Source organism: Pseudoalteromonas gelatinilytica (assembly GCF_001641615.1).
Lineage (GTDB): Bacteria > Pseudomonadota > Gammaproteobacteria > Enterobacterales > Alteromonadaceae > Pseudoalteromonas > Pseudoalteromonas gelatinilytica.
Genome location: NZ_LRRU01000017.1, coordinates 154,014 through 171,013, shown reverse-complemented (window position 1 = coordinate 171,013; position 17,000 = coordinate 154,014). Strand labels below are relative to the sequence as shown.

Below are 17,000 nucleotides of genomic sequence, written 5' to 3'. Positions count from 1 at the left end.
GCCTATACTTTGGAGATTGTTAACTTACCAAGAAATACAATGGAACATTCCCAAAAGCGTCGAGATTTTCTAAAAACACTCGGTGTTGGTGCTGCGGCATCAACACTTGCGTTTAAAGCCCCTTATGTTTTTGCAAAGAACAAAGTAACCCTTCGTGTAATGGGAACACATGTTACGTTGCAAGAAGAGCTTAGACAAAGAGCAATGCGCGAACTAGGTATAAACATTGAGTTTTCACCTATGGGTAGTGCCTCAGTTTTGCAAAAAGCAGCAGCAGACCCTAGCTCTTTTGATTTGTATGAACAATGGTCTGACTCTATTAATATTTTGTGGCAAGCTGATGCAATCCAGCCAATCGAGGTTGATAGACTCGTTTATTGGGATGAAATAAACCCGCTTACCAAGACTGGCAAAATTGTACCGGATGCAAAGTTAGGTGCAGGCGATTCACCAAATAAGCTTCTTTATGCACAGCCGGATGGTTCGTTAGGAGAAACACCATCCAAATTAATTAGCTTCATGCCTTATGTACATAATGTCGATTCATTTGGCTATAACACGAATGTTATTGAAAAAGGCATTCCTTACGAAACAGAATCTTGGGCATGGTTATTAGATGAAAAGAATAGAGGGAAAGTAGCATTAGTCAATGCACCAACAATAGGCATTTTTGACGCTGCTCTCGCTGCTCAAGCTAAAGGATTAATGAAATTTAATGATTTCGGCAATATGACTATTGCCGAGATTGACCAATTATTTGCCGTTTTATTTGAAAAGAAACGCCAAGGTCATTTTTCAGGCTTTTGGACGTCAGTACCGCAATCGGTTGATTTTATGAAAATGAACCGAGTGACCATTCAAAGTATGTTCTCACCAGGTGTCAGTGCGCTAAATGGGCAAGGCATTCCAGTAACTTATGCATCGCCAAAAGAAGGTTACAGAGCATGGCATGGAGTTATGTGTTTATCAAAAAATACCCATGGGCATGTTAAAGATGCTGCGTATGAGTATATGAACTGGTGGTTATCTGGCTACCCAGGTGCATTTATAGCAAGGCAAGGATATTACATTTCTAACCCTAGTCGTAGCCAACCGCTTATGTCTAAACCTGAGTGGAACTATTGGTATGAAGGACAAGAAGCGTCAACTGACTTGAAGGGAACAGATGGAAAAGTATCTATTAAAGCAGGCGAAATAAGGGATGGTGGCAGTTATATTAAACGGTTTTCGAATATTGCGGTTTGGAATACTGTGATGCCAAATTATGATTACAGTTTAGATAAGTGGTATGAACTACTTAACGCATAAGGAAGTAAATTGTTAAGTTTTTTTTCAAAATCTCTTGCTGTCAAAATGTCGCTAGCAATGGTGCTTGTCTTAGTCGCTATGAGCGCGAGTTATTTGATTATGAATCAAAGGCTTAAAACGATTGAGGACTCTTTTAATAACATCGGTAAGATTAGCAACTATGCTGTAGATATTTTAAAAATTAATAAAGATATTGTTGAGATGCAAAGGGATATCTCAGTTTATGGTGCATCAGGTAGTGCACCCGTTTTTAAAAAAATCATGGAAAATTTTGACAGTATTGAAAAGCGATTAGCTGAAATTAATGTAGTAAAAGGCGCAGAAAGTATTCAAATTCATCTTGATGGTATGACGGAGCTTGTAAGTCGTTATGGCGCTAATTTAAAAGTACTGACATTTCGCTTTACACGACGGAATGACTTAATTGAAAAAGAATTACCGCAAATTTATTTGAACGCAATTTCACTTCTTGAAAATTTAAAAGCGAAGGCTACTGATACAAATGAGAAGTTGTTTGTTACAGAGTACCTTAACCTATGGCATATGCTGCATCGTGATGCTTATCAATTTTTAACAAAAAAAGATTATGCTAAAAGAGCTGAAGTTGAAAAAATACTGAACTCGCTATCTAAAAACGTTGCAGATAAATCTAAATTTAAAAATATGATCGATTTGTCTAATAGCTATCGAAATACTTTTTCAAAAAGTGTTCAGGCTAATCGAAACTATTTAAGCTTAGTAAATGTAGTAATGGCTGGAGATGCAATTGAATTTAGTACGCTTGCGAATAGCTTAAGGGAAGATTCATTAACTCAGCTAAAACAAATAAAACGGGATGCTCAAAAGACGGTTTCAATGACAAAAAGCATTTTAAATGTACTTGCTTTGATAGTTGTTATTTACATTGTCTCTTTATCAGCATTCTTTCACTTGCAAATTACACGTGCGATTAAACGCTTAACAAATAGCTTCACACATTTCTTAGACGGAGATTTGGAAGCACAAATTTATGATTTAAAAAGAAAAGACGAAATTGGTATTTTAGCCAAGGCAGCTAATAAGTTTAGAGAGCTAAGTAAAGACCTATCTGAAGCGAAGCAAAGTGCTGAGCATACAACAAAAGTTAAGTCAGAGTTTTTAGCAAACATGAGCCATGAAATTAGAACACCGATGAATGGTATTTTAGGCATGGCTCGCCAGATGAGCCGCACGACACTCACACAAGAGCAAAGCAAAATGCTACACCTCATACAGTCTTCAGGTGCTAGCTTATTAGTGATTATTAACGACATTCTTGATTTGAGTAAAATTGAGGCTTCAAAAATTGAACTTGAGTCTGAACCAGTAGATTTAAGCTATCTTTTAGAGGAGCTTGAGCGCCTATTTCAGGAACAAGCAGATAGTAAGAATATTCAGCTTTATATCTCTACAACTCCGGAAGTTGAAAAGCTGGCGTTTTTGGCCGATGAAACACGTTTAAAGCAGGTATTAATTAATCTGCTGGGGAATGCTGTAAAGTTCACAGAGAGAGGCAGTGTTTCGTTAACAGTAAACATACAAGAGATTGGGCTTGATGAAGTAAAGCTTACGTTTAATGTCTCAGACACAGGGATCGGGATTGCAAGTGAGCACTTGAGTACACTTTTTGAAGCATTTTCTCAGGCAGATACGTCTATTACAAGACGTTTTGGTGGTACAGGGTTGGGCCTTACTATATCAAATAAATTATTAAATTTGATGGAAGCACCACTTAAAGTTGAAAGTGTATTGGGAGAGGGATCTCACTTTTATTTTGATTTAAAAGCAAAGCGCATACTATCTTCAATGGACTTAGATCACAAAGATGTTTTATTAACTAAACCTAAAGAAGATATAGATTTATCTAATATTAATGCCCTTGTTGTTGAAGATAATGACATTAATCAGATAGTGATTGAAGCAATGCTTAATGAATTTAATATCACCTCTATAAATATGGCAAATAATGGTCAGGAAGCTGTTGAGCAATGTGAACTAGGTGTATTTGATATCATTTTTATGGATATGCAAATGCCAGTATTAGATGGTCCGCAAGCCACTTTAAAAATCAGAGAGTTATCAGCATATAAACAAACGCCGATTATTGCTTTAACTGCTAATGTATTAAGTGCAGATAAGCAACGCTGTTTTGATGCCGGAATGGATGATTATATCGCAAAGCCACTCGAGTATGACGCTTTAAGATCTATCTTGCTAAAGTGGTGTAGAACAAATATCGAACGGACATAGTATGAATATTCATGATAAAGGTGGTGCAAGTTTTGTTGGTTCGAAGGTATTTTTAACAGTAGTTTCCTTTGTGTTTTGCACTTTTGGCTTATTCGCAGTTTATTTTTTTGAAGGGCACGTTAAAAATGATGTTTTAGGCTCAATTGACCAAGAGTTTACTGAGACTCAAGAGCGCTTAAAAGAAATAGTAACTAGTTCAATTGCTGAGTCAAAATCTGATCTCCGCTTTTTATACTCGACTCCCCCCATATCTGGTTTACCAAGAGCGGAATTTAATGATGGAATTGATCCATACGATGGTACTACATACAACCAATGGAAAGAGCGTCTAGAAACCATATTTATTGGTTTTATGGAAAATAACCTTGCAGTTGAGCAACTTCGTATTGTTGCTGTTACAGCCGAGGGTAAAGAGTTAATACGCGTGCAACGGGTAGGTGCATCTGTAGAGGCTGTACCTGATTACTCATTGCAAGCTAAAAGCGGTGAGCCATACTTTTTACCAAGCTCTCAGCTTGAAACGAATCAAATTTACATGTCGCCACTTACTTTAAATAAAGAATTTGGTGAAATTGTTTTTCCTTACCAGCCAATGTTACGTTTTTCTATTCCCATCTTTAGTGATAAAGGAAAGCGATATGCATTTTTAATTATGAATGTAAATGCGAATTCACTCATTAATAATCTTAAACAGACAGTTTTCGATTACTCGGAGTTAGTCATTAGTAGCTCTGAAGGTGACTTTATTTACCATCCTGTAGAAGAATATCAATTTTCAAGAGACTTAAACCCTGAAATAACGTGGGATAAAGTTTATAGTCAGAAAGTTCAATATCAGGGGCTCTATAAGGTAACTTCAAAACTTAACCCTGAACTGCAGTTTTATGTACATTCTACAAAAGTGAATACAAGGCCTAGAAATAAGTATGGTTACATCAACTTTAATCTTTTAGTGCCTGAAAAGTACATAGAAATGTTAATTAATGAGAAGCGAGAAATTACTTATAGCTTCCTAGCAGCTATTGGTGTTTTCACTTCTATATTGCTTATAATGTTTTATAGGAATGCAACGAGGAGTCAGTTACTAGCAGAAGCCCGCAGAGAAGCGTCTGCGATAGTTGATGGGTCTATCGATGCAATCGTTGGGTTAAATTTAGAGGGGGAGTTAACAAGTATAAATAATACAGCGGAGCGTTTGTTATCAATTTCTAAAGTGACAGCATTAGGGAAACCAGCAATAGACATTGAGTTTCTCTCAAAATTACCCACCCACACCTACATTAATGATATTCAAAGTTCTAAATCACAAATTAAAGATGAATTATCTGAGCAATTTGGCGAAACAACGCTTCATTACGCTGTATCTGTTAGCCCCGTTTTTTCTGAACACAGTACCTTAATAGGACTTGCTTTAATTATTAGAGATATAACAAAAGAAAAAGATGCAGAGATAAAAGTAAAACGATTAAATACAGAACTAGAAGCGAAAGTTCGAAAGCGTACTCAAGCGCTTGCAGAGGCCAAAGATGATGCTATTAAGCATAGCGATATAAAAAGTGCATTCATTTCGAACATCAGTCATGAGCTTCGTACTCCGCTAAATGGAGTTATTGGTACTTTAAATATTTTAAAACGAGAAGAATTGTCTGATAAATCACGAAACCTTGTTGAAATGATGGATCTAAGTGCGTCAAACTTAAATCTATTAATTAATGACATACTTGATTTATCAAAGATCGAAGCAGGTAAACTTGATCTAAATCTTAAAACAATCAATCTACAACTGCTAATTGAAAGGCTAGTTGAATCGAGTGCTATTCGAGCGTTTGATAAAGGGTTAAATGTATACTTAGATACCAGTAACTTAAACTGTGAAAATGTTAAAACAGATCCGCTCAGACTCACCCAAATTTTAAATAACTTAATCAGTAATGCGATAAAATTTACTGACAAAGGCTATATCAAAGTCATTGTTAGTTCTGAGCGCATATCAGAAGGTACACACAATTTAAAAGTGAAGGTCCAAGATACTGGAATAGGGATCGCGCCTAGTACACAAGGACAATTATTTGATGCGTTTCAGCAGGCAAGTACAGCAATATCAGAAAAGTTTGGGGGGACCGGACTTGGCTTGTCTATTTGTAAACAATTATGCCAATTAATGGATGGAGACATCTCTGTCAGTTCAACTTTAAATCAGGGCAGTGTTTTCACCTTCAATATTAAAGTTCGCTGCAATGCAGAAAGCATTCAGGTTCCTGTAAAATGTTACGAGAATAAAGCAATTTTGGTGGCGAGCAGTAATCAGAATATTTGGGAAGTTTTAGATAAGGCAATCAGTTTACAGGGAGGTATTGTCAGCACATGCTCTATGGCGGAACTTGGTGCACATAAAAGCAAAGCTTTTGACTACGTGTTCTTAGACTATGAAGATGATACTACTAATAACATAGGTTCAATCATTGAAGTTTTAAGCAAAAATAACCAAAGCGCTCAGTTTATAACACTTCATCAACCAGGAAACCCACTCCCTAAAGGTATTGCATCAAAAGTTTCTCAAATCACCAAACCGATAACCCAAACAGAGCTGGTGCAAGTAGCGGGCTACGAAGTGCCGAAAAGTGAGCCATTATATCTACTTTCTGAAACCAGCGGCTTTGAACTTTCAGGTGATATCACTGAGCAATTAAAAGAGTGTACGGTATTGATTGTCGATGATAACGAAATAAACATTGAGGTTGCTAAAGGCGCATTAGATGAGCTGCCAATCAATATTTTAACAGCAAGTAATGGACAGGATGCAATTGAACTTTTAAATCATTACAACACAAATGAGAAGCAAATAAACTGCATACTGATGGATTGCCAAATGCCAATTTTAGATGGTTATCAAGTGTGTGAAAAAATACGCACAGGAAAAGCTGGAGAGTCTTTTATTGATATTCCTATCATTGCAATGACTGCAAGCGCGATGGCAGGTGAAAAGGAAAAATGCTTAGCCGTGGGGATGAGTGATTATGTGAGTAAGCCAATTGAAGCAGTTAAAGTATTAAAAAAGGTCGTCAAATGGTCTTTATCAAGCTACGAGGAGCAACCTAGAGCAATACCTCAAGTAGAAAGTGAACTCAAAGAAGAAAAGCTATGGGATCGCGAACAAGCCCTTGCACGATTATTAAATAAAGAAGTCTTACTAAACAAAATTTGTGAAGTGTTTGTTGTAAAAGCACCTATTAAAGTGCAGGAACTAATAGAGCAACACAAACAAGGGAATAGTGAAGAAGTTCGTCAAATAGCGCATGCGTTAAAAGGGATGTGTGGTGAAATAAGCGCTAACAAATTAAGAGAGTTATTCTCTGATATTGAGGTGATAGCAGAGAAAGGTAATTTGGATATCGGCACTCAGCTAGCCTCTGTTGAACAAATGATACCTAGGTTAGTAGAGGATGTTAAAAAAAGTACAACTTCTAACAAGTAAACTCAGCTTAAGCCTAAAAGAGGCGAGGTCTAATATCTAATAAGAGCGTTACCACCTTATGAAATTGTATTGAGCCGCCCGTTGGCTCTAACTCATTTTTGTCCAAAAATGAGTTAGAGAAATTTAACTCCCTTGTATTGATTAATAAACAAACGCCCCCCATAATGATGTTACTTGGAAAGCGGGAATAATCTCATACTATTGGGAAACGTTAGTTTCCGAAGGGATAAAACCCTAACCCTTTGCGCGCTTATCCGTTCTTCGTGTCGCCGTATTACTCGTATGACATGTATCAATGAATGACGTGCAGGCCGTTCGGTGAGAAACGAACGGTCTTGGAATCTGGAGGATAAAAACTGTTCTTTTCTCCCGTCCTTAAGTTACGAGTGAGACGGTGGCAATCGCCCCGGTAACCATGAGGATAAAGTTATGTCTAATACAGACGACCCAAGCAAAGAAGAACAGACCCGAATAAAGCGACGTAAAGTCGTTAAACATCTAGTCAAGCCATGTAAATGGCTTACTAAACTCTTGGCTTTCTATAGATTTTATAGATGGGTTGAGGACCCGATAGGCAACTTTTTGGAGTGGCTCGTCGAGGGTGATGGCTCGGGACCTCTAGATAACTATATCGTTGGAGGAATAAAAACTGAGAACACGGAACCGTTATCCCAAAGAACAATCGCCCTTATATAGATTACAGGCAAAAAAGAAGCTAGCCGAGTTACTCGGTATGGACCTTAAAGCCTTACGGAGCTTATCCGAAAACGAAAATAATTTTCGAATATTCACTATTCAAAAGAATGGTAAAAGCCGAGAAGTCCAAGTCCCGAAGCCAACCTTAGAGCAGCTCCACAAGAGGCTATTTAACCTCTTACAGCGAATTGAAACTCCTGAATACCTACATTCAGGGGTCAAGAAAAAATCTCATATAACGAATGCCATGGCCCACGAAGAAGGCTCCGCGCTGGTAAAACTCGATATTAAGAAATATTACCTGTCAACGAAACGAGAAGCCGTCTATCAGTTTTTCAGGTCCTGTTTATTCTGCTCACCTGATGTATCAAAAATAGTTACAAATCTAGCGTGTGTTAATGGCCATATCCCGACGGGGAGTCCTTTAAGTCAGATCTTAGCGTTCTTTTCGTCTTTGCCGATGTTCGAAAAAATAGGCGAGTTGTCCGCTACTAATCAGATAACCTTTACGGTCTATGTGGACGACTTAACGTTTTCAGGAAAGACTGTCTCAGGGGCTTTTATATGGGAGGTTAAGAAGCTAATACACGGTTACGGTTATCAGTATCATAAAGAGTTTTCTCGCCCTCCGGAAAAGACCAAGCTAGTGACAGGCGTCGCAATTAACGATAAAGGCTTACAGGTCCAAAATAAGCACCATGAAGCGATCCACGAGTTATACGTCGAGTACATCGAAGGACGCCTAAAACCTGAAAACAAGGCGAAGCTACTCGGGATGTTAAGTTCCGCTTCTCAGGTTAGCAGACGTTACGAATCAATCTTTCGGCATTTATTAAGGTTGGAGAAATGATGAATGGTCGGTGAGCCAACTTCCTCTTGTTCAAAAGCGGGTTTGTCTAACTGTATCTTCACAAACAATAATGGTGAGCTAATTTGCTTACCTTTTCAATGTTATGAATTGAGAAGAGAATTCTTAATTTTTAATACCTCCTCCCCCCCTCCCAATCTATAATTATCATTTTAAACTATAAAAATATGGTCAATAACATGAAAATACTCTCTTAATTAGCTACTCATTAAAATAATTTCGAGAAATTTTTTACTCTAATCTCACTTACCTTTTCATCTAAGTTAACTAAATTACTTTATAAGCAGTTGTTTTGTTTTATATCTTAATTTTGTATTAATTAACATCTTTAAAAAATCTGAAAATATCTTTTTTTGTCATAAATATTCTTTCTAATCAAAGGGTTGCAAATTTAAAAGTTGCTGTTATATTTCTTTTTGTCTTCTGTGTTGAGTAGAAATTAGAATGCTTCGTAAAAAATTTTATTTTATTGGAAATAAACTGGATGCTGTTGTGACAGATGAAAGTGGTACTGTTTATCCTTCAATTGCTTTGTATGCTCGTGATTTAAAAAGTCGAGGTTATTCATCAAGTACAATTAAAGTTTATCTTGAGCATATATTACGCTTTCTTAACTATTTGCATCGTGCTTATGAAATAGAGTCAGTAAAGAGAACCATAACAGATTCTATTATTGAAGATATTATATATTCATATAATTCATACCTGACTTTCGGTGTTGATTCAGATATTGAACTGGCTAAAAAAATTGCTATAGAAAATAAAAAGAATAAAAATACAGCATATTCTTCGATTTCAGTTATAAATGCAGCATTAACGAGTTTTATTCAATACTACGAATTAAAAATAGGGTCATTCGAAAACCCAAAAATCAGCAGAATACTCAAAATTCAATATCGTGATGTCACTACTTTTGAAGCAAAAAAAGTAAAGGAAAATAGTTTGCTAGGAGGTGTAATAGCTAAAAGCCCCGATAAGCTTAAAAAAGTCAGGCTTGGTATTCTAAAGCGTGTCGTAGACCGGTCGAGAAAAAATGTCAGACACTTTCCTCTTGATTGTATCGCAAAGCTTATTGATGCTGCTACGAGTTACAGAGATAAGACTATATATGCATTCTTAGCAGCCTCAGGTTGTCGAGTCCACGAGTGTCTTCAGCTCACAATATCAGATATCAATCAAATGAATTATGAAGTTGAGCTAAACAGTCCTTGGGCAGATAAGAGCAGGCTAAAAGGGCTTTCAGAAAAAGAAGCCGAGCAACTTTGCTGGAAAGGTAGACAAACGAAAATGACATTTTTAATTGAGCCCTTTAAGTCGATCTTTTTTAAAAACCTTGAGAAGTACCTCAGATATGAAAGAAATAATATGATGCCCCATAAATTTATTTTCCAAAACCAAAAGACGGGAAAACCTTATTTCTTATCAGATCGCAGTAGTCGAGAAAAACAATTTAAAAAGCACGCTAGTGTCTCTTGTGATGGAAATATTGAAGGTATTTCAATTCACTCTCTTAGACATAGCTACGGTGTATATACTTTGAATTATCTTCCACTGCCGCAAGGTGACTATGGCTTAAATATATCTTATGTAAAAATTTTAATGGGCCATGCTTCAATTAAATCAACCGAAGTATATGCCAAAGCAGATCAGGATCTATTGTTAGCCCAAATTGCTTATGCGAATGAAGAAATGTTTTCGAGAGAAAAAATTAATATTCATGAAATCAGAATTAAATATCATGAAAAAGAATTAAAAAAACTAGAAAAGCTCCTACCCCAAAAAAATAATAAGGAGACTGTAAGTGTTTAATGCTACTAATGAGTTAATTTTACTTTTATCTAATAAAGAGTTATCAGATGCTATTCATTTAGCTTTTAGAGATACTTTCAATGTTATACGTGGGGATCTGAAAGTTTCAGCTAGCTCTATTACGACGAAGACTAACAGCAGATGTGCAATTTACAAATTTTACCACAACCATGAGTTGAACTCAGAGCTATTTACTGAGCAATGGCTGTATGATGTATTTGCTATAAGTGATGAACCTCAAGACTCAATCTCGTTAAATAGTTTTAGAAAGTTCTTGCCTTACATTCCTAATAGTAATCAAGCTAAATTTACCAAAGCTTTTTTTAAACCGATTAAGTCAGGGCTGAGAGTTTTCTTTTATGCGCTTTATGCTAGAAAAGCTATTTTATTACCTACTTCATACGCATTCCCGAAATCTAGTAAAAATCGTATTTGGTTTGAGCATGCAATAGAGATCTATCCAGAGCTATTAGCGCTTTTCAGAAATTGCTTTATGAATAAATCTTCAAAAATTGATGACTTATCTGAATATTTACCAGATAGTGATAATACTTACTGTCGAGATTATGCATATAAGATTTTCATCGCGTCGACATGGTATAAAATTGAAGATATCGATATTGATGAGGTAATCGCGTTTTCAAAAGCTATGTATCAAAAGAAAATCAATGATTCTGCATATCATTCACCACATTACAGCCTACCGTTTCATCATGTATTAACAACTTTATATCGATATGCACCTGATCGATGTAACTTTGATATAGATAGAATTAGCTTTTTATTAAATACTAATCGCTCTCTCACAATTCATAACATCGATGATTTACTAAAAAATGATAACAATGAAAAAGCTTCGACTTGGATTGAGCTGCAAAGAGCATATTTGAAATATCGAAGTAGAAACTTTATGTCTACTGAACGCAATGATACGAGGGCGCTTGGCCTACTTAATAAATATTTATTTGTAGATTTATTTCAATCAGCAGGAGATAAAGCGGTACCTTCCTGTCCTATAGGTTTTAATCGAATTTTCATTGATGGAAACCAAGATTTTGGTGGAAATATCCCATCATTATTAACTAGCATCAAAGGTAATAATGGTGAATCATCGTATTACAACAACTTAAAATCAATTTCTTTATTTTTTGAGTGGCTCGAAGAGCAAAAAGGAAATGAGTATACATCCGGTTTCATTAACCCTATTTCAAAACATGACTTTCCTCTCAGCAAAAAAAACAATAAGGGAACGAATAAGAAAATCTTTCCCTCTCGGTGTTTTGCTGCAATTCACTCACTTGTGCATGCACTATGTGAGTTCTTTTATTATTTAATTGACTCGGGAAAGTATGAAAGACAGTTATCGTATCAATTTTCATACTATGATACTCAAAAACTAGGCTTTACTCCGATTTACTATGACAGCGACGGCAAAATTATACCGATCAAAGCAATACCTTCTCGCCTACTAACAAATGTTGTCTCAAAGCGTGACGGTAAATTATATGATTACCCTTGTTTTCAAGGGTTATTTCTACTGGCTGTCGCATTAGAAACTGGACTAAGACATAGACATATCAGATGGCTAGATAGAGATACTTTCGATAAGCATTTAAAAGATGAGACTGATAGTGTTTTGTCTGAGTTAAATTTAGATTCTGATTTTATTGAAGTATCTACAGATAAGGTCAAAAAGTCTGGCTGGACACCTTTCGTCAGCTCGAGAGTTATTAAGCTTTTAAAGCGCTTGAAGTCTTTTCAAGACTCTCTTGATATTGTTGTCCCAGAGTTGGTGTACAACGGCTATAAAAATTCGCCTTACAAAAAAATTCGCCCATTGTTTCACTTGGCCTCTGTCGGCGATAGTAAGCCATTTAGTTATTCTAGAACTGTTACATTGTATCGCAATATTCAATTGTTTTTTGATTTACATGTTGCGATGAAAAAGGTTAATGCTAAGCCTCTTAACCCTTTGCCAGAATCCATGACTACGTTTATTGATGAGTATAAGAATAATGAAGAGCTATACAATGACTCTAAAAATCAAGATGACTTAAATTTTCTGGAAGAAATTACTGTAGATGATAACTTTGATCAACTCGAAAAAGATTTAATCAAAGATTCTTTTTCTTTAGCGACACATTATGAAACAGATTACACGCCTCACGGTACGCGATCATCTGTCATTAGTGAGAAAATTAAAGTACTGCCGCCTTGGGTTATTGCTGAGTTTATTTCTGGTCATGAATCATTAGCAGTTTTACATCACTATGTGCAGCTCGATAAAGATGATGTTCTCGAAATATTAGAGAGTCAGTCACAAAGCTTGAGAAGTGGCAATATTTCTACAAGTGATGACCTGTTTAATTTTCAAAATACAAAAAGTATCGAAGTAAATACTAAGCTGAAAGAGGTTGTAGATACAGAACCGAGTCTAATTAGGCGGGTCTTTGGTGGTACTTCATTTAGTGAGGTTTCCGAGTCAGATAAAGGAAAAATTAAAAGTGGTATCAACTTAATTGATGTAACCCCAACTTCTAATATGTCTTTTATGTCTACACATATTTGCCCATTTAATGGCCAATGTCCTACGGACATTCTTTCCGATTGTGGTAAATATAAGTGTGGTCAATGTTATTACTCAATAAAAACAATAGATCATATGCCGCGGATTTTAGCTGAGATACGCAAATTAAATAGTGAAGTGAAAAGTTATCAGTCTCAAATTAATCTATTGAATAGTGAATCAGTGCGTGATGAATCGAGCATAGATAAACTAGATCGCGAAAAAAATGAAGTCGCAATGGAATTAGCTGCTTGGATTCATACTTATCAAATTTTGCAAGTTAAGTACGATGAATTCATAAAAAGTGAAGAATCTCACATTTCAAATAGCAATTATGTTGTTGCTAAACCTTTTATGCTGCACAAGAGCTTTCTTAAAACAAAAGAAAAAAGCCCTCAGGCCACTGAGTTTTTGTTAAGAATGAATGATGCAAAGATGTTTAAAGAGTATTTTACGCCATCATTGAAAGCTGAAATTTTACATATTCGAAATCGAATACTCATAAACCAACAGAAATTTGAACAGCTTTTACAAAATACTGAAACATTTTGTCTCATCGATGAATTACGTGGGCTTGTCAGAGATATTGCAGAGAAAGAAGGGATATCAAAGGATGAAGTAATTATTAATTTGAGAAAGCCACTTGAAAATCATAAGTTAAACAACATCCGACTGAGTGATCTACAAAATGGCTAGGGGGGCAAGTAAGGGGACTAATAGATTCAAGACATCTGTTGATATTAAAGTGCAAAATCGAATAAGTAAGATTAAGGAAATATTAAGCTCTTTAAAAAGCTCACATATTGTTTTTGATAACGTAAGTGTCTTGGCAGACTATACCGTAAAAACCTTTAATTCTATGATTGATATTGAAGAAAGTCATGCAGCATCAATGTCAAAAAAAGGTGAAGGGAAAATAGACCGATCTACTCTGCTGAGAAAAAATGGAAAGTATCGATATTTACTCGATAGCTATTTTGTTAACTCTGAAAAACGTGATTTAACTTCACAGAGTGTTCAGCTTTTAACTGAGCAGCTTGAGTTAGTAAATCTTCGAAATGAAATCAAAGCTCTGAATAAATTTATTGATCTAAATTTAAATACTGATAGTCAAAATCTTGTTGCTTCTTCAAAAAATAAGGAAAACTCAGCTATATTCGAAGATAATAATTATAATCAGATGGAAGCTCTTGATGCTTGTCATAAAGTTATAATGTTTATCATTGAAGCTACTGAAGGATTACTAATTTTAGAAAACGAGGGTATAGCTAACGTAATACATCAAGGAAGTGATCGAACAGTTGTTGATTCCAAACTTTTAAAAAGGACTAAAATTAAAGACTCACAAGTATTCAAGGGGTATAGCAATGACTAAGGAAAGACTATCCCCAAACTTAAAGGCTAAAATAAATAGAGATAATTATGCTGCATATGTAGCAAATCTCTTGGCAACAAATACTAAGTTTCCAGTTAATCAGTTTGGTGATGCTAATATTTCTCTTATTGCCAAAGAGTGCGGTTTTAAAAGAGGAGTGATTCAAAATAAAGAATCTTTAATGGGGCGACAATTTCAATCAGATTTGGAAAGAATTGGTACAGAGGTTTCTCCTACAAAAGAAACAGAATCTAAGCTTGAGGCTCAAACCAAGAAGGTTACTCAAAATGCATCGAAATTAGAAAGAGAATTGGAAAGAACCACTGCCGAAGTTGAACAGCTAAGAAAAGAGCTGGCGTTAGCGCAAAAGGAAATCATCTTATTAAGAAATAGCAAAGAAGAAGATGCACATAAATTTGAACACTTTCTCGAAACAGGCAGAAGAGCATTTTCATGAGAAGCTCCTTTAATGAAACAGTTCAAATCGGAAGTGTCTATGCAGGAAGTTTTGGTGGTGCAATTTTTACAGGAACAGTATTGGGACGAAAATATCCACTCAAGTTTCGCGCAAATTACAAAATACTGACTAGAACTCCTGGGTCAGGAGAATTTTGGTCCATAAAAGGTGAAATAATTCGCACAGAAAAGTATGGAAAGAATGTCATTGTCAGCAAATGCATAATAGTTCCACTTCCTGCAGATAATTACTTAAGTAGCCTTTTAATCAAACATCCTAACTTCAGAGGTATTCACTTAGGCCCTAAAAAAGTAAAACAATTAATAGAAAAAATAGGCTCCAGTCAGTTAGTTCGCTTATTGGATGCGGGTGATTACTCCGTTATTGCAAACACTATAGCCCTGCCTATAGCCAAAGCTCTTTGCTCTAGATGGAATCCCTTGCATGAAGAAATGAAACTTGCACATTTCCTCATGGAAAATCATTTAGATCCTTCTCTTGCGAAGAAAATAATTAAAGTATGCAAATACAATTCTTTAGAGCGTATTCAGAGTAACCCTTATGGTTTATTAGCCTTCGGTTCAATTACAAAAAACTTCTGGAATGCAATTGACAAAACTGCGCTGCAACTTGGATTCTCCAATGAATCAATAGAGCGAAAAGTTGGGGCTGTTGAGTATGTTTTATATCAGCACTTGATGAATGGCGATACAGCTATGTCAGAGCCCCATCTCCAATCAAACGTATCTAGTCTGATAGGCATAGAAAATAGTAAAAATGCGATTGATGAAGCATGTAAAGTCCGTGCCGTTTGCTTCTTTACAAAAAATAAAGAAAAGTACTTTCAAACAGCAGGTGTTGGATATATTGAAGCCCTGTTAGAAGAACAAATCTGTAATCTTAAAAAGCAAAGGTTAATAACACGAGTAAAAGTAAAAGAACTTGTGAGTGCAATTGAACTCTACAGTGTTCAAAATCACAGAGATGTTGGTTATCCGCTGACAAATGAACAGAAATCAGCAGTGAAAATGTCATTAACTAGCCGGATATCTGTTATCACTGGTTATGGTGGCACTGGCAAAACTACTGTACTTAAAGCTGTTGTTGATATTGCTGAACGATTTTCTCGAAACGTGTATATTCTTGCTCTAGCAGGCAAAGCCAAAGAGCGAGCTAGAGAAGCAACTGGACGTGATGATATAACTTTTACAATTCATGGCTTCATCAAACAATTAGCCAATGCTAATACAACTCTGCAAATGCATAAGCCGATCATTATAATTGATGAAGCTAGCATGGTTGATATTTCACTAGCCAGTAGACTTTTAAGACATTTAGAAAACACCAATTTTTCTTTACTGTTAGTAGGTGATACAGGTCAATTAAGCCCTGTTGGATTCGGTTTATTCTTTCACGTTTGTGTAGGCCGATTGCCAACTTCAAACTTAACGGAAGTTCACCGACAAACCCAAGGTAGCCCAATACATCAATTGTCAATGTCAATTCGCAATGGAGTTATCAGTAATATTCCGAAATGGAACAAAGAAGACGAAGGAGTATTTTTTGTTCCATGCGAGCCGAATCAAAAAGATCTTATAAAGAAAATAATTGAAATTTCTAAAACTCATATTGGTCAAGTTATCAGCCCTCATGCTTCTCATTCGATGATTGATAACACCAAAGCTATAAATCAGTCGATGCAGTTCGTGTGCAATCAAGGTGATGAAGATCAAAGCATCAAACTAGGTAGTAGTATTCTTAAAGAAAATGATCCCATCATTGTTACTTCCAATAATTACGAATTAGAGCTATTTAATGGAATGACAGGAAGTATCATTGGTGTTGAATTTCATGAAAATACAGAAAATATTATTGCAGAGTTTAATAATAGAGTTTATACGTTGTCTAAAGAGCAATGCTTCGAGTTAGGGATTAATTTGGCGTATGCAATAACTATTCATAAATCTCAAGGTTCAGAGTATGACAATACTATTATTTGTTGTGTTAAAGAGTCTAAGCTTCTGGAGCGTAGTATGATTTATACTGCGCTAACTCGAAGCAAGAAACGTGCAATTTTTGTTGGTGAGTATGAGGTTTTCAAAAGAGCAATTAAGAAATTACCTCGTTCAGAAACGATCATTCATGGGTTTAATATTGATTAATATTTTCGATATGTCG

9 protein-coding genes are annotated in these 17,000 nt (G+C 35.7%); all 9 read left to right on the top strand.

Annotation, left to right across the window (positions count from 1 at the left end; genetic code table 11):
• The first annotated feature begins 39 nt into the window (after positions 1-39).
• The 9 genes from NH153_RS08455 (at position 40) to NH153_RS08410 (ending at position 16,984) form a co-directional block, all read left to right on the top strand.
• Positions 40-1,308, top strand: coding sequence for an ABC transporter substrate-binding protein (locus tag NH153_RS08455; protein ID WP_063702804.1), 1,269 nt, complete (start codon positions 40-42; stop codon positions 1,306-1,308).
• A 9-nt stretch (positions 1,309-1,317) separates the two neighbouring features.
• Entirely contained in the window at positions 1,318-3,576 is a 2,259-nt protein-coding gene (locus tag NH153_RS08450; RefSeq protein WP_082874019.1) for a hybrid sensor histidine kinase/response regulator, read from the top strand.
• A 1-nt stretch (position 3,577) separates the two neighbouring features.
• Positions 3,578-7,051, top strand: coding sequence for an ATP-binding protein (locus tag NH153_RS08445; protein WP_063702802.1), 3,474 nt, complete (start codon positions 3,578-3,580; stop codon positions 7,049-7,051).
• Positions 7,052-7,784: 733 nt separating this feature from the next.
• Positions 7,785-8,597, top strand: a complete 813-nt coding sequence (locus NH153_RS21840; RefSeq protein ID WP_063702798.1) for a reverse transcriptase family protein — start codon at positions 7,785-7,787, stop codon at positions 8,595-8,597.
• 462 nt (positions 8,598-9,059) lie between these two features.
• Positions 9,060-10,424 carry a tyrosine-type recombinase/integrase gene (locus tag NH153_RS08430; RefSeq protein ID WP_063702796.1) on the top strand — a complete coding sequence of 455 codons (1,365 nt, stop codon included), beginning with the start codon at positions 9,060-9,062 and terminating at the stop codon, positions 10,422-10,424.
• Positions 10,417-13,686 (top strand): hypothetical protein, encoded by a 3,270-nt coding sequence (locus NH153_RS08425; protein WP_063702794.1) that lies wholly within the window; start codon positions 10,417-10,419, stop codon positions 13,684-13,686. Before NH153_RS08430 ends, NH153_RS08425 begins: the two co-directional genes overlap by 8 nt.
• Positions 13,679-14,365, top strand: a complete 687-nt coding sequence (locus NH153_RS08420; RefSeq protein WP_063702792.1) for a hypothetical protein — start codon at positions 13,679-13,681, stop codon at positions 14,363-14,365. Before NH153_RS08425 ends, NH153_RS08420 begins: the two co-directional genes overlap by 8 nt.
• Positions 14,358-14,822 carry a hypothetical protein gene (locus NH153_RS08415; protein ID WP_063702790.1) on the top strand — a complete coding sequence of 155 codons (465 nt, stop codon included), beginning with the start codon at positions 14,358-14,360 and terminating at the stop codon, positions 14,820-14,822. Before NH153_RS08420 ends, NH153_RS08415 begins: the two co-directional genes overlap by 8 nt.
• Complete coding sequence (locus NH153_RS08410) at positions 14,819-16,984, top strand: AAA family ATPase (protein WP_063702788.1); 2,166 nt, start codon at positions 14,819-14,821, stop codon at positions 16,982-16,984. Before NH153_RS08415 ends, NH153_RS08410 begins: the two co-directional genes overlap by 4 nt.
• Positions 16,985-17,000 lie beyond the last annotated feature (16 nt).

Coding starts and splice junctions, on each gene's coding strand:
- NH153_RS21840 (WP_063702798.1), top strand. CDS start 7,785: ATGGACCTTAAAGCCTTACGGAGCTTATCCGAAAACGAAAATAATTTT.
- NH153_RS08420 (WP_063702792.1), top strand. CDS start 13,679: ATGGCTAGGGGGGCAAGTAAGGGGACTAATAGATTCAAGACATCTGTT.
- NH153_RS08430 (WP_063702796.1), top strand. CDS start 9,060: ATGCTTCGTAAAAAATTTTATTTTATTGGAAATAAACTGGATGCTGTT.
- NH153_RS08445 (WP_063702802.1), top strand. CDS start 3,578: ATGAATATTCATGATAAAGGTGGTGCAAGTTTTGTTGGTTCGAAGGTA.
- NH153_RS08455 (WP_063702804.1), top strand. CDS start 40: ATGGAACATTCCCAAAAGCGTCGAGATTTTCTAAAAACACTCGGTGTT.
- NH153_RS08415 (WP_063702790.1), top strand. CDS start 14,358: ATGACTAAGGAAAGACTATCCCCAAACTTAAAGGCTAAAATAAATAGA.
- NH153_RS08410 (WP_063702788.1), top strand. CDS start 14,819: ATGAGAAGCTCCTTTAATGAAACAGTTCAAATCGGAAGTGTCTATGCA.